Origin of the sequence: Tahibacter sp. (genome assembly GCF_032229445.1) — a bacterium.
Taxonomy (GTDB): domain Bacteria; phylum Pseudomonadota; class Gammaproteobacteria; order Xanthomonadales; family Rhodanobacteraceae; genus Tahibacter.
This window is the reverse complement of sequence record NZ_JAVTWC010000093.1, coordinates 87467-103195: the sequence shown is the minus strand read 5'-3', so window position 1 is coordinate 103195 and position 15729 is coordinate 87467. Positions and strand designations below refer to the sequence as shown.

1 protein-coding gene is annotated in these 15729 nt (G+C 64.5%); it reads left to right on the top strand.

Annotated elements, in window-relative coordinates; translation table 11 throughout:
• Nucleotides 1-6 precede the first annotated feature (6 nt).
• Entirely contained in the window at nt 7-15720 is a 15714-nt protein-coding gene (locus RUU78_RS15900; protein WP_313918351.1) for an amino acid adenylation domain-containing protein, read from the top strand.
• The last annotated feature ends 9 nt before the right edge of the window (nt 15721-15729 follow it).

The following is a 15729-nucleotide window of genomic DNA, read 5'->3' as shown; positions in this document are numbered from 1 at the left end:
TCGGCAATGCTAGAACACGAATGGCTGCACGAGTACATATCCGCGAACGCACCACTTCGGCTGATCCGGGTCATAGGCCGGCAGGGCGCCGGACTGGCGGCGGCGTCGGGAGCTGTGTCTGCGGCTGCGGGGCCTGACGAAAGCGATCCACTGCGCACGCAGCAGCATGCCGCGCGACTGGCCAGTTTCCTCGCCAGCCTGGGCGTTGTTGCAGGCGATGCAGTTTTTGTGCTGCTGCGTGATCCATCGCGACTGCCGCTGGCGCTGGGCGCCGCGATCAGAAGCCAAAGCCGCATCGTTGTGCTGGATCCATCCCTGCCCGGCGAGTCGCTATGCCGCGCGCTGGAGCAGGGCGGGGCCAGGGTCGTCGTGACCGAGTCCAGTTGTACGGCATTGCTGCTGGACAGTATCGCCACCATCATCGACCTGGAGACGGATACCGGCTATTGGGCTGATCTTGCCGACGTCGCCTACGTCGTAGACAGCGACAGCGAGACCACCATTGTCTGCGTCGATGCGAGCGGACAGCAGGTCGTGCTCAGCGATGACAGCGTATTGGCCGATCTGGCTAGGTTGCAAAAGGGCCGCCCCCTTGAGCCGGGTTCGACGCTGCAACTGGGCCAGCCGGTGCGCGCGGCCGAAATGGTGCTTGCGGCGCTATGGTGTCTGCTCAGTGGCGCGGCACTGCAGCGTGTTCAGGCAGCGTCGACGTCGCAGGTCGGCGGCGATCGCGATAGCGTCGTGGTGAAACTGTCGCACGGCGCTGTGGCGCTGCACAAAGGCCGGGAAGGTGCCCTGGTGTCTCTGGCATCGGCAGAAGGCAGTGTCAGCGACGGCGCCGCTGGTATCGCGCCAGTCCAGCCGCCACTGCGCGACAAGCCACTGCTGCTCGGCGCCGATGCGCTGGGCAGCGGTGCGGTCGTGTCCATAGCGCAAGGGTTACCGGAGCATTTGGTTGAAGTGCTTGCGCGCTTCGCTACCGCCGAACGGCGGGGTGTCGCCGAACTGCTCATGGCAGTCTGGGCGCTGCTGCTGCACCGCTACGCCGATGATCCGTGCATCACTCTCGCCAGCCTGGGAAACGAAGCGGGCGTGGGGCCGACGCAGCCCGCGCGCCTGTTCACCGCATCGTTCACCGAGGGCACTTCGTTCCGCGACCTTCTGCAGCAGATGCAGACTTCTCCTGCGATGCTTCGCAACACGACGGGCCCTGCGCTCGAGAACGCGCTGACACAGGCGCGCCAGGCGGGCTTCAACCGGCTCTGCCAGTTCGTCGTGCGGTATTGCGGCAAGAGCGGCAAAGGCGGCAGGAGCGACGCGCAGCGCAACCGTCTCGACGAACGTCACCTGCAAACCTTCGGCCTGGATTTGCTGTGTCGCTTCGAGCTGGCAAATCGGCGCATCCGGTATGTGCTGACTTGTCGCGAATCGTTTGTCGCGCAAGGTATGGTGGATCGCCTTGCGCAATCCTTTGCCCAGCTCGCGCAGCAGTGCATCGATCATCCGGACACGGACATCGCTGCGTTGCCGGTATTGTCCTCGCAGCAATACCAGATGCAGGTCCAGGACTGGAACATGACCGATGCCGCGTTCGAGGCAAGCGCGTGCATACATCAGCTATTCGAACGACAGGCAGCGCTGCGCCCTGATGCGCCGGCCATCTATGATCACGCGTCCGCCTGCAGCTACCGCGAACTGAACGAACGCGCCAACCGGCTTGCGCGTTTCATCGAAACGCTGGCGGGGACGGCGGCAAGCAACGTCTGCGTGATGCTGGACCGGCGCATCGATATCCCGGTCGCACTGCTGGCTATCCTGAAATCCGGCAATGCCTATGTTCCGCTGGACGCCCAGCATCCGCAGCAACGCAATGCCGGCATCGTACGCGAGCAGGCAGCCAGCATCATCATCACGCACGCCTGCTACCAGGCCGAACTGGTCGAACTGCTCGAAGCGGACTGCGGCGCGCGACACGTCATCTATCTCGATGCGCTGCCAGACCCCGCGCGCACCGGCATCGGCAGAACCGCTGTCGCGGTTCATGGCCCGCTTGCCTGGATGCAGCGCGAGTCGACGAATCTTGCCGTCGCGGTCAGTGCTGGGGATCTCGCCTATACCATCTTCACCTCCGGATCGACCGGGAAGCCCAAGGGCGTGATGGTGCGGCACCAGCCGGTGGTCAATCTGATCGAGTGGGTGAACCGAACGTTCTCTGTCGGTGCTGACGACACACTGCTATTCGTCACCTCGCTCTGTTTCGACCTGTCCGTCTATGATCTTTTCGGCATGCTGGCGGCCGGTGGGCGCATCCGCGTCGCCTCTCAGCTGGCTATTCGCGACGCGCGGGCGTTGCTTGACCTGCTGCTGACCGAGCCGATTACCTTCTGGGACTCGGCGCCGGCCAATCTTCAGCGGCTGGTGCCGCTGCTGGCCGAGCAGCCGGGCGATGCACGACACCTGCATCTGCGCCTGGTATTCCTCAGCGGTGACTGGATACCGGTCAAGCTGCCAGACGCGATGCGCTGCGCGTTCCCACATGCGCAAATTGTCAGCCTAGGCGGTGCGACCGAAGCGACCGTCTGGTCCAATTTCTATCGGATTGGCGAAGTAGGCTCGGGCTGGGGCAGCATTCCCTACGGCAAGCCGATCCAGAATGCGCGTTATTACATTGTGAACAAACGCCTGCAGCCATGCCCGGTCGGCGTGGCCGGCGACCTGTATATTGGCGGCCTGTGCCTTGCCGACGGCTACACCTCGGAGGAATTGACCCGGCGCAGCTTTGTGCCTGATCCGTTCGTCGCTGATCGGCAGGCGCGGATGTACCGCACGGGTGACCTCGCGCGCTTTGAGTCCGACGGCACCATGATTTTCCTCGGTCGCGCCGATACTCAAGTCAAAGTCCGCGGCTTCCGCGTGGAGTTGGGCGAGATCGAGGTCGTGCTGCAGAAACACGAGGATGTCGATCACGCGGTCGTGTTGTTGCAGGACAGAAATACGCCGGATCCGCGCGTAGTCGCCTATGTCGCCAGCCGCAGCCCTACGCTTGACCATTTGCGGCTTCGTGGCTTTCTGGAGAAATACCTTCCAGAGCCAATGCTGCCGAATTTCACCTGCGTCATGCCCAGCCTGCCGGTCAGTGGCAACGGCAAAGTCGATCGCGCTGCCTTGCCATGGCCGCTGCCGGCTGGCGCGCACCGGCTGGCTGCGCTGCCAGCTGGCCCGGCGCCTGTCGCCGAGCCTGCACTGCGCCAGGTTGCGCAGGTGCAGGTGCGCAGGCAGCTGTTAGAGATCGTGGCGGAACTCCTGCATCACGCACAGCTAGATGAACACACCAGCCTGTTTGAAGCGGGCGCGACGTCGCTGACCATCGTATTTCTCGCCGAGCGCATCAAGAAAACGTTCGGCGTTGAGATTCCCATCGATACGTTTCTGGCTGAACCGACTGTCCATGCGCTGCTGGTGTTGCTGGACTGCCCGGGGCCCGCGGCCGAGTGCGCCGAGGCGCCCGTCGTGCCGGTTGCACAGACGCTGCCGGATTCGCCCGTGCAGGAAGTGCCGCAGCCGAGCGCGCCACGGGCAGAGGCCGATCCTGCCGCGGCGCGACGCATCGCGCTGATCGGCATCCACTTCAACTTCCCGGGGAGCAGTGACCTAAACAGCTTCTGGCGCGCGCTGTCGCGGCGCGAGCCGATCTACGGCCCGCTGCCTCTGGAGCGGCGTCAACTCTGGGACGCCAGCCATCCAGCGCTGGCGCAGCAATCCTTTATCGGCTCCTACCTCAACGATATCGATTGTTTCGACCACCGCTTCTTCGGCATTTCCGCTCCGGAAGCCAGGAGCATGGATCCGCAGGAAAGGCGCCTGATGGAGTCGGCTTGGCTGTGCCTGGAGGATGCCGGCTATTGTGTCGACGATCCACGCCTGGGTCGTGTAGGCGTCTACTGCGGGATCATGCGAGATGACTATGCATCGGCCGGCGTCGAGCATTGGCATCGCAGTGGCGTGACCGCGTTCGCCTCGAATGCCTCCGGTGTTTCAAACCGCATTTCGCATGCCCTCGACCTGAAAGGGCCCAGCCTCACGGTCAACACCTCGTGTGCCTCGGCGATGACGGCCTTGCACCTGGCGTGTACGGCGCTGCGCATCGGCGAGTGCGACATGGCACTGGTAGGTGGCGTCAACTTGTTTGCGCACCCGTATCACCAGGTGATGCTGCGCAACCTGGGTTTCGCCAGCGAGCGCGGAGTCGCCGAACCGTTCGCGCTGACGGCGGATGGTTGGGTGCCTGGCGAAGGCGTCGCGACCTTGTTGTTGAAGCGCTCCGATCTGGCCAATGACGACAGGGACCATGTCTACGCACATCTTCTGGGTTCGCTGATCGGGCATATGGGCAGCACGTTCCAGTACGCCGCGCCAAGCTCGGTGGCACAAAGCGAGGGCGTGCAGAAATTGCTGCAGGATACGGGACTCAGCCCGGCGCGTATCGATCTCGTCGAATGCTGCGCGGCGGGTGCGGCGATGGGAGATGCCGCGGAATACAACGCGATAGAAAAGGTCATTGCCGGCGCCGCTCGCGCGGTGCCGTGCTATCTGGGCACCAGCAAAGATTATCTGGGCCATCTCGAATCGACTTCGGCGCTGGCGCAGATCATCAAGGCTATTGTGCAGTTACAGCATGATCAGATGATTCCGCTGTGTTCAGGCGCGCCGCCCAGTCCCTTCGTCTCCGCGCAGTCGGAGCAGGTGCAATTGCTTGCCGCCGCACGTCCCTGGCCTGCGCGCGGCGATGGACTTGCGCGCACGGTGCTGGTCAATTCGAGCGGGGCGGGCGGTGCTACGGCACACTTGCTGCTCGGCGAGCAACTCGAGCCTGCGAGCGAGCCTGCAGTGGCACAGCCGCATCTGCTGGTGCTGTCGAGCATGAGCGAAGCACAGTTGCGGCAGCAGGCAGATGCCCTGGCAAGGTTTCTTGAGCGCCACTCACCGGTGCTGGCAGATGCTGCATTCACCCTGGCAGGCGGCCGGCGTCACGGCGAGTTCCGCCTCGCACTGGTTGTCGAATCGGTTGACGAACTGGTGCGCTGCCTGGACGCGTTCATCGCTTCGCCGCCTCAGGCTGCTGCTGACCGCTTCGCCACTCGGACGGTCGAGCAGTGCGGAGGCTGGTTCGGAGTCGCGGCCGGCGCGCCGCCGTCGGTCGGGCAAGGGGCAGGCCGCAATGGCTTGTCGCCGACGGAACTGGCGGCGCTTGCCAGGCGCTGGGCAGGGGGCGATGCGAGCCTGAGCGGCCTCACCGATGAGCTTGAAGCGCGCCGCGCGCGGCGCATCAGCTTGCCTGGATACTGTTTCGCCAAGCATCGGCATTGGCTGCCCGTTGCGGCCGCGGCTCAGGACATGTTTCTCGCGGCCAGCCTCCCACAGACCTCGCTACCGGCGTCCGGCAGTGGATCCGCAGCGGGCCACGGCCCTGGTCGCGACGACATGGCTGGACGCGATGAAGCGGCCGCCCCTACGGAGGTCTTACACACAAACACAGACCCGGCCCTGGCGCAGGCGAATCTGCAGCAGTTTCTGGTCGAACTCGTCGCGCGGGTGACCGAGACGCCGCTGGACCATGTGCATCCCAAAGACAATACACAGCGCTTCGGCCTGAATTCGCTGACTGTCGCGGCCATGACACGGCAGTTGGAGCGGGAGCTGGGCGAGGCACTGGAGCCAACGCTGTTTTTTGCGCACAAGACCATTGCCGATCTTGCCGCCGCGGTATATGTGGCGCGCGCAAGGGCAGTGCTGGCGCGCTTTGCCCAGCCGGGATACGCCAAGTCTGCGGCAGATGCCGACGAGCCAGAAAGCAGTATTTCCTCTTACGCCGCCCCGGCAGATGCGGGTTCGGCAGAGAGGACAGAAAGCCGCGCTGACGATGCATCGGCGATCGCGGTGGTCGGCGTTGCCGGACGATACCCCGGCGCGGCCGATCTGATCGCATTCTGGGAAAACCTTACCCAGGGACGCGATTGCATCACAGAAATTCCCGCTGAACGCTGGCGCGCCGACGACTATCTTCCCGATGGCGTGCCGCGACTGCCGCAAGGCGCGACGCGCTGCGGTGGTTTCATCAACGATGTTGACATGTTTGACGCACTGTTCTTTGGTGTCGCTCCTTCGACGGCGGACTTTATGGATCCGCAGGTGCGTCTGTTCCTGCAGACCGCCTGGGAAGCACTGGAAGACGCCGGGCACCGCTCGTCCTGCCTGAAGCGCCTTTATGCCGGCGAGGTCGGGGTCTTTGTCGGAGTGATGCACGGCGACTATCAGTTGCACGACGCCCGCACGGCGGACGGGGTCTATCACCTCGGCGGAATCTCCTACGGTTCGGTAGCGCACCAGGTGTCTTACAGCATGGACCTGAGCGGTCCGAGCATGGCCGTCGATACGATGTGCTCCGCCTCGCTGACTGCCTTGCATCTGGCTATCGACAGCATTCGCCGCGACGAATGCAAGGCTGCGATCGTCGGCGGCGTCAATCTTTCCATCCACCCGAACAAGTACATCCAGCAATCGCTGATGACTATGCACGCCAGTTCGGGCCGATGCCGCAGCTTTGCCGCAGACGGTGACGGTTTTATCCCGGCCGAGGGAGTAGGTGCGGTAGTGATCAAGCCGCTGCACGCTGCAAGGCGCGACCATGACCAGATCTACGCGTTGATCCGCAGCTCGCACATCAATTCGGGCGGTAAGACCTACGGCTATACCGTGCCCAATCCCACGGCGCAGGCCGCGCTGATCGAGACGGCGCTACGCAAGGGCGGCGTTGATCCGTCGGCGCTGTCGTATATAGAGGCGCACGGCACCGGAACCGCGCTCGGCGATCCCATCGAGATCAGCGGCCTTACCCAGGCGTTCTATCGCGCGGCGCCAGACCAAGAACAGCTGCGCGCTCGCGGCCAGTTCTGCGCCATCGGCTCGGTCAAGTCCAATATCGGTCACTGCGAGAGCGCCGCCGGCATCGCCGGCCTGACCAAGGTGCTGCTGCAGCTCAAGCACAAGATGCTGGTTCCCAGCCTGCATTCCGAAAGCCTGAATCCGTCCATTGATTTCGGCAACTCGCCGTTTCGCGTGCAGCGCGAACTGGCTGTCTGGCCCGCTCCACCTACGCCTCACGAGGGAGCTCGAGCGCGGGCGCCACGCATGGCCGGCATATCGTCCTTTGGCGCCGGCGGCGCCAACGCGCATGTGATCGTCGAGGAATACGCTAAACCCGAGCCCGCGCCGCCGGACAGGGCTTCGCTGCCGGTGCTGGTCGTGCTGTCGGCCCGCTCGCGCCCCCAGCTGGAGCAGTATGCCGCCGGCCTGAAGCGTTCGATCGAGGCCTACCGCTACGGCGACGCAGACTTGCCTTCGATCGGCTACACGCTGGCGGTGGGCCGTGACGAGCATGCCCACCGCCTTGCGGTGATCTGTTCCACGGTTGCGGCACTGATCAGCCGGCTCGACGAATTTGCGACCGGTGGGCTGGAGGGCCACTACCGCCACGTCGTGCCGCGCCGTCACGATGTGGCGTCAGCGGCAGGCAGCGCCGACCGTCCGGCGCCGCAGCGAATCGTCGAGTTGTTTACCCAGGGAGACCTCCAGCCCGTCGCGGACGGTTGGCTGCGGGGACAGCAGATCGAATGGAGGCCGGCTTACCACGCGACATGGGCAACGTTGACCAAGTGCAGCCTGGCAACCTATCCATTCGCAAGGCGCTCGCACTGGATCGGCGGCCGCTTCGAACCCCGGCGCAAGTCATCAGCGACCGCGGTGCGCCTGCACCCGATGGTGCATGTGAACATCAGTAACTTTGAGCGACTTGCCTTTCTATCCACGTTTGGTCCAGAAGATTTCTTCCTACGCGACCACGTGCTCGGCGGGCGGCAACTATTACCGGGTGTGGCCCATCTGGAAATGGCGCGCGCGGCAGCCGGTCTGCTGGAAGACAAGGACGCGTCGGGACAGATCGCATGTATTCGTGGCGTGGTCTGGATGCAACCCGTAGTGCTGGAGGGCGCGTCCGCCAGCGTCTGCACCGAGTTGCGGCGTGACGAAACCGGCCGGCTGCGATTCAGGATAGTTTCGGTGCCGCAGGACCAGCCGGTGCGCGTACACAGCCAGGGCGAGATCCAGATGTTGCCGGCGGCAGCGGCACCGACACTTGACCTCGCACTGCTGCGGGCGCAGTGCGCCAGTCAGCGCATCGCCGCGGCTGCGTTCTATCACAGTGCCGGTGTGGGCGGCGCTCAGTACGGCCCGGCTATGCAGGCGCTTAGCGAGGTGGCCATCTCGCAGGATGTCGCTCGTCCGTTCGTGCTAGCGCAACTGCGTCTGTCAGCGGCTGTCGCGGCGGACCACAGCAGCTATGTGCTTCATCCCAGCCTCATGGACGCAGCGTTGCAGGCTGTTGCCGCGCTGTCCGGCATCGTCGCTTCCGCCGCGCCCGCTGGGCAGGGTACGGCAGGGATGTCGCTGCCGTTCGCGCTGGAGGAGGTCCGCGTCTATTCGGCTTGTCCGGCGCAGGCAGTGGTCTGGGCGCGACCTGCCGAAGCGGGCCGGGTTGCGGGCGCGCCGGTCAGCCGCTTCGATATTGATCTTGCGGATGCGCACGGCCGTGTTGCCGTGGCGCTGCGCGGCTACACCACACGCTCGGTGCAGCCTGTGCCGTCACTTCCGGCGGCGGCGTTGACCGTGTTGGCTCCCGGATGGACGGTGGTTGCATCGCCGCAGCCGGCGGTTTCAGGCGTTGCCGATGCGCTGGTGTGTTTCGTGGGCATAAGCGAGACGCCCGACCTTGGCGCGGTGCAGGGCCAGCACCAGTTCCTCGTCAGTAAGGCTCAGTCCCCAGAAGCACGCTACGGCGATTTCGTCACGCAGCTTGTCGATATCTGCAGGCACATCGCCACGCAGGGGGCGGCAAACCGCCTGCTTTGCGTTGTCGTCCAGTCCGAAGCCGCCGACAGCGCGTTGATGTGCGGACTGGCCGGTCTGCTGGCCAGCGCCGGGCGCGAGTACCCGTCACTGCAGACGCGCCTGCTCGGTTTCCCGATAGTGCCGCGGAGCGACGTGCTGGCTGACTTGCTGGCGGCCCAGGCCCAAGGCGACGCACGCGAACTTTTCTACGAGGGTGGTCGCCGTCTGGAGCGTCGCCTCGTGGCAGTTGATCAATGGAAGAGTAGTGCAAAGTATCAATTACCCGCCGACGCGGTGATCCTGATCAGCGGGGGCATGGGCGGGGTCGGCCGCGCGCTGGTCCGCTACCTGACAGGTCTGGGCCAGCCCGTCACCCTCGTGCTGGTCGGGCGCAGGCCGCTGGACCGGCAGGCACAGGAATTCCTCGATGCCAACCGCACGGCCTCCGCCAGGATCGTCTATGAGTCGCTGGATGTGTCGGACGAGGCGCACGTGGTCGCGTCGCTGGCCAACCTGCGCCAGCACTACGGTTCCTTCACCGGCGTGCTGCATTGTGCCGGAGTGAACCGCGACAGCTTTATTGCCAATAAGAGCGCGCAGGAGATCCATGAGGTGCTGGCGGCCAAGGTTGCCGGAGTTGCCCATCTCGAACGCGCCACGCGGCAGGATCCGCTGGCGTTTTTCGTGGTGTTCTCGTCGCTGAGCAGCCTGTTCGGCAACCCCGGACAAGTGGATTACACCGCAGCAAACGGCTATCTCGACGGGTTTGTCCATGAGCGCATGCGTCGCGTAAGGGAAGGGCGGGGGCACGGGCACAGCGCCTGCGTCAACTGGCCGCTCTGGGCCAACGGGGGCATGCAGCCCGGCGCAGCGGCACGCGCGGACATGGAGCAGCGGCGCATGCTGCCGATGAAAGACGAAGACGCCATGGCGGTGCTGGAGCATCTCGCCCTGGTCGGATCCGGCCAGTGGGCGGTGATCAGTCACGAAGCAGCCGTGCCGGCGCCGACGACGGCCAGGACCAGCCTGCCGCCGACGGCCTCAACGCCCCCCAGCCGCACCGAGCGCGGTGCGGATGCACTGCAGCAGCTGCAGCAACGGCTGCTACAGGAGGTATCGGCACAACTGAAGATCGACGAATCGGATCTGGACGTCGACAGTGATTTCAGCGAATACGGTTTCGACTCAATCTCGCTGACCGAGTTTGCCAACAGGATCAGCCAGACGAGCGGAATGTCCCTGCTGCCGACGATCTTCTTCGAGTATCCCAGCATCGCCGCGTTCTCGGCCTACCTGCTGGCGCAGTCTGGCGATTTTCCGGGCGAGCCCGCGGTAGCACATGCGCTCACGCCGTCGGCCGGCAACGCCGCCGCGGTTGCCGCCCCTGTGCCGCCGGCGCCCGCAGCAGCGCCGGCTGCGCTGGAGGAGCTACTGCACGCACACGTGCTGTCAGTCGTTTCGGCGCTGCTGAAGATCGAAACTCGAGATCTCGACCTGGATGCGGAACTCAGCGAGTACGGTTTCGATTCCATAAACCTCACGGAACTGGGCAACCGGCTACAGGCGTTTTTCGACGTGCCCGTCATGCCGACGGTCTTCTTCGAACATCCGACCTTACGGCGTTTCTGCGCCCATCTCGCCGCCACCCAAGGCAGCGCCGTGGCTTGCGCGTTGCAGCCGCGGGCGGCGCCAGCATCCGTCGCCCCGCCGATGCAGCAACCAGCGCCACCGATTGCGGGGCTGAGCATAACCGGCAGCGCGCCAGCTCTGTCGGCACCATCGCCCTGGCCTGTCCATGCCAGGGCGGTACAGCACGCGGCTGAACCCGAGCCCGTCGCCATCATCGGCATGAGCGGTGCGTTTCCCGCAGCGAAAAACATCGAGGCGTTCTGGAGCAATCTGGCCGCCGGCGTCGATGGCATCGGCGAGATCCCGCCGGACCGCTGGAATTGGCGCGAGTTCTATGGCGACCCGCTGCTTGAGTCGAACAAGACCAACATCAAGTGGGGCGGCTTCATCGACGGAGTAGGGGACTTCGACCCTGCTTTCTTCGGCATATCACCACGCGAAGCGCTGTACATGGATCCGCAGCAACGCCTGTTGATGCTGCATGTGTGGCACGCCATCGAGGACGCCGGACATGCGCCGGAAAGCCTTGCCGGCAGCGATACGGCGATTTTTGTCGGAACCACGGTCAGCGGCTATGTAAGCCTGATCGCGCAGTCCGGGCACGCGATCCAGAGCTACAGTGCAACCGGCATATCGCCTTCGGTAGGCCCTAACCGGATCAGCTACCTGCTCGATCTGCACGGTCCCAGCGAACCGATCGAGACAGCGTGTTCCAGCTCGCTGGTGGCTATCCACCGCGCCGTGACGACACTCAGGGCGCGGCAGTGCGCATTGGCCATCGCCGGGGGCGTCAATACGATCGTCACGCCCGAAGTGCACATGAGCTTCAACAAGGCCGGGATGCTCAGCCAGGACGGGCGTTGCAAGACATTCTCCAGTAGTGCCGACGGCTACTCGCGTGGCGAGGGCGTGGGCATACTCGTGCTCAAGCGCCTGTGCGATGCGGAGCGCGATCACGATCAGATCCACGGCCTGATTCTGGCCAGCGTGGAGAATCACGGTGGCAAGGCGAATACCCTGACTTCGCCGAATCCGGTCGCGCAGGCGATGCTGCTCAAGGCCGCTTATCGCGAAGCAGGCGTCGATCCGCGTACGGTGAGCTACATCGAGTGCCATGGCACCGGCACGGAACTGGGCGATCCGGTAGAGATCAATGGCCTCAAGAGCGCTTTTCGCGAGCTGTACGCCGAGGCAGAGCAGCGCTACGGCGAGTTTGCCTCCGCCGACGGCCTTGCAGCACCGTGGTGCGCCCTGGCCTCGGTCAAGAGCAATATCGGCCATCTGGAGTATGCGGCCGGCGTGGCAGGTGTCATCAAGGTGCTGCTGCAGATGCGGCACCAGACCCTGGTGCCCAGCCTGCACAGTCTGCCGCGCAACGCCTACATAGATCTGCAGGATAGCCCGTTCGAGATTCTTTCCCAATCCCGCCCCTGGCCGGCAGGGCGCGGCATCGATGGCAGGCCGCTACCCCGGCGCGCCGGCGTGAGTTCCTATGGCTTCGGCGGTGTCAACGCACATGTGGTGATTGAGGCTTACGTCGCCGCCCCGCCGTCCGCCTTCGTGCCGGGTGGGATCGATGCGTTTGCCATCGTTCTCTCAGCCCGAACGGACGAACAACTGATCCGCCAGGCGGCGCAATTGCGCGCTGCGATCGCGCAGCGCGGCTGCCGCGACGCCGACCTGGCAGATATCGCGTTTACCCTGCAGGTCGGCCGCAACGCAATGCGCAAGCGTTTCGCATGCTGTGTCGCCAGCGTGGCTGACCTGACGGACGTTCTCGACGCTTTCGTCGAGGGTGCCGCGCCGGCAGGTCGCTGGATGAGCGGCGACGCCAAGACGGAGAAGGCTGAGGTGTCGGCCCTGGCGAGGGACGCGGATTTCCAGGCCTTGGTGTCAACATGGACTGCACAGCGGAAATATCTGCAACTCCTCAGACTGTGGGTTGCCGGTCACGCTGTCGCGTGGGATGCGCTTGCGGGCGCCATGTCCCCGCATCCGATGCGAATAAGCCTGCCAGGCTATCCTTTCGACCTGAAACGCTACTGGATAGAGCCTGTAAAACCGCAGGACGATACGGCGTCGGATGCGCGCCCGGCCGCCCCGCCGGCGGTGCCCCTGCCGCGCTCCACTGCGCTCCCGGCCGTCGCGGCAAAAACCGAAAACAAGCCAGTGGTCAGGCTGCTGGATCCCGCTGGCATTGAGTCAACGCTGCGCAGCGGCGCACCCGGGCGGATTTCTCCACAAGCCGCAGTGGACCGCCCGGAGGGTGCGTCAAGGCCGCCTATCGTGCTGGCGCCGCTAGCCGGCGGCGGGGCGCCGGGCGCAGTCGAACCGCCGAGCGGGGACAACACGGCACCCATCCGGACGTCAGACGCGGCGTTCGTGGTGCCGGTTGTATCCATGCCAGCGCAGGTAGCTGTGCTGGACAGCCTCCAGCGCCTGCTTGCCGAAGCCTTGTTCATGGAAGCGGACGCGATCGATATCGAAGTTCCTTTCAATGAGCTGGGGCTGGATTCCGTCACCGGCGTGGAGTGGGTACAGGCGGTCAATACAACGTTCGGTATCAAAGTTGCTTCTGCAGAGATATTTAGCTTTCCGACTCTGATCCAGTTCGCCGCTTTCGTGATGCGAAAGATCGCGCCGGCGGGAGATGCTGCGCTGTTGCTGCCACCAGGCGATGGAACTCCCGCCGCCATGTCGGTCGATGAGCCTGTACCGGCGGCGCTGATCGCCGCAACCGCATCCGCGGCGGCGACTGGAGCAGTTACGCCTGCCGCAGCAACGTCCGGTGTCTCCCTGGATGAGGTGACACAGTTCCTCAAGATGCAGCTTGGAGAGGTCCTCTATCTCGAGTCAGAAGTGCGGGATCCGGATCTTCCGTTCAGCGATCTGGGATTGGACTCCGTGACCGGGGTCGAATGGGTCCATGCGATCAGCGCCCGGTATTCGATCAAGCTCGCCACGAGCGAGTTGTTCAGTCATCCCACGCTGCGCCAGCTCAGCCAACGCGTCTGCGCGCTGGCTGGCGCGCGCATGGCGCCGGCGCCGTCAGCATCGAGCCAGCCTGCTGAGGCGCGGAATACGCCGCCGGCGAGCGCCGCGTTTTCCGGCGAGGCAGCAAGCGGGATACGTGATGAACATGCCCGATCTACCGGACGCGCACACCCTCCTGCCACGGCCGCGATGGGCAGCGCCGCCGACCGGAAGATCGAACCGGCTGGCCGGCCGGCTATCGATGAGGATCAGGTCGCGGTCATCGGCATGGCCTGCCGCTTCGCCGATGCGTCCAGCCCCGCCGAGCTGTGGCGCAACATCGCTTCGGCGAAGGATTCCGTGCGTCAGGCAGACCGCTGGCCGAACGACGCCATTGATGGCCACGTGCTATGGGGCAGCTTCCTGTCCGATATTGATCGCTTCGATCCGATGTTCTTCAAGATTTCGGCGAGCGAAGCGAAATACATGGATCCGCAACAACGTGTCTTTTTGGAGGAATGCTGGAAAGCGGTCGAGGACGGCGGCTACGCCGGATCCATCGAAGGGAGCAACTGTGGCGTGTATGTCGGCTGCGGCAGCGGCGATTATGGTTCGCTGATCAAAGCGGCCCCACCCCAGGCGTTCTGGGGCAATGCGATGTCAGTCATCGCGTCACGCATCTCCTATTACCTGGACCTGCATGGCCCGGCCGTGGCCATCGACACGGCGTGCTCAAGCTCACTGGTCGCCATACACACGGCTTGCCGTGCGCTAGTCAGCGCAGAGGTGGACCTGGCCCTGGCCGGTGGCGTCACGGTGCTGTCGACTCCAGCAATGATCGGTAGTGCCGCCGGTGCCGGCATGCTCTCGCCGACCGGCCGCTGCCATTCTTTCGACAGCCGTGCAGACGGATTTGTCGCTGGAGAAGGCGCCGGTGTGCTGCTGCTGAAGCGGCTCAGGGATGCGTTGCGCGACAACGACAATATCCATGGCGTGATTCGCGGCTCGGGAATCAACCAGGACGGTCTGACCAACGGCATCACGGCGCCCAGTACGAAATCGCAGGAGCGGCTGGAGAGCGCCGTGTATTCGCGCTTCGGGATTGATCCTGCCAGTATCACGTTGGTCGAGGCGCACGGCACCGGCACCATCCTCGGCGATCCCATCGAGTTCCAGGCCCTGTGCGAGGCGTTCCGTAAGCGGACTGATCGCACCCAGTTTTGTGCGCTGGGGTCGATCAAGTCGAACATCGGCCATACCATCGCTGCGGCCGGCGTGGCGGGCGTGCTCAAGGTGCTGCTCGCACTCAAACACCGGCGGCTGCCGCCATCGCTGCACTATCGCCAGAGCAACCCCGCGATCGATTTCGCGCACAGTCCGTTCTACGTCAATACGCAGTTGCAGGACTGGGTTGTCGGCGCGGAAGAAGTCCGGCGCGCGGCAGTGAGTTCGTTCGGCTTCAGCGGAACCAATGCCCATGTCGTCATCGACGAAGCGCCGACGCGCGCGGACCTGGAGCAGGAAACGCATGCGCGGCTTGTTGTGCTGTCTGCACACAGCCCGCGCCAGGTCGGTGAACTCGTCGATGCCCTGCTTGATTGCCTGGGCTCGAACCACGCTTCGCTGACGTCGGTCGCATACACACTGGCCGTGGGACGCCGTCAGCTGCCTTATCGGCTGGCGGTCGTGGCGCACTCGATAGCTGGGCTGCGGAATCTGCTCCTGGCCTGGCGCGACGGCGCGAGAACGGCGAAGGTTCACAGCAACTGCGGCGAGGCAAAAGTCCATTCCCCTGCCGACGCGGCCATGGCGCCGCTGAGCCTGGCGGCGCTGGAACGGGAAACTGGGATCTCCCTGGCTGATCCGACTCAGCCAGATGGGTTGCTGGAATACACAGCAGTGCAGTTTACCCGCGGGCGACGAATCAATTTCGGTACTTTTTTCACCGCTACGCCGCGGCGTGTGTCGTTACCCGTATATCCTCTGGCGGACGAACGCTACTGGGTCGATCGGCCTGCTGCCATCGTGCCGGTGCCGGATCCACGAGGCGGGCCGTCGCCGCAGACATCCCGTCTTGCGACGGTGGCACCGGCAATCGCCAGTGAAGACTGGTTGCTGGAATCGCTTTACCAAGGCGGATTGTCCGTCGATGAAGTGTTGAACACACTGCCTTGACCAGGAATG

Bases quoted from the DNA above. Each gene is read 5' to 3' on its own strand.
- RUU78_RS15900 (WP_313918351.1), top strand. From the start codon at position 7: ATGCTAGAACACGAATGGCTGCACGAGTACATATCCGCGAACGCACCA.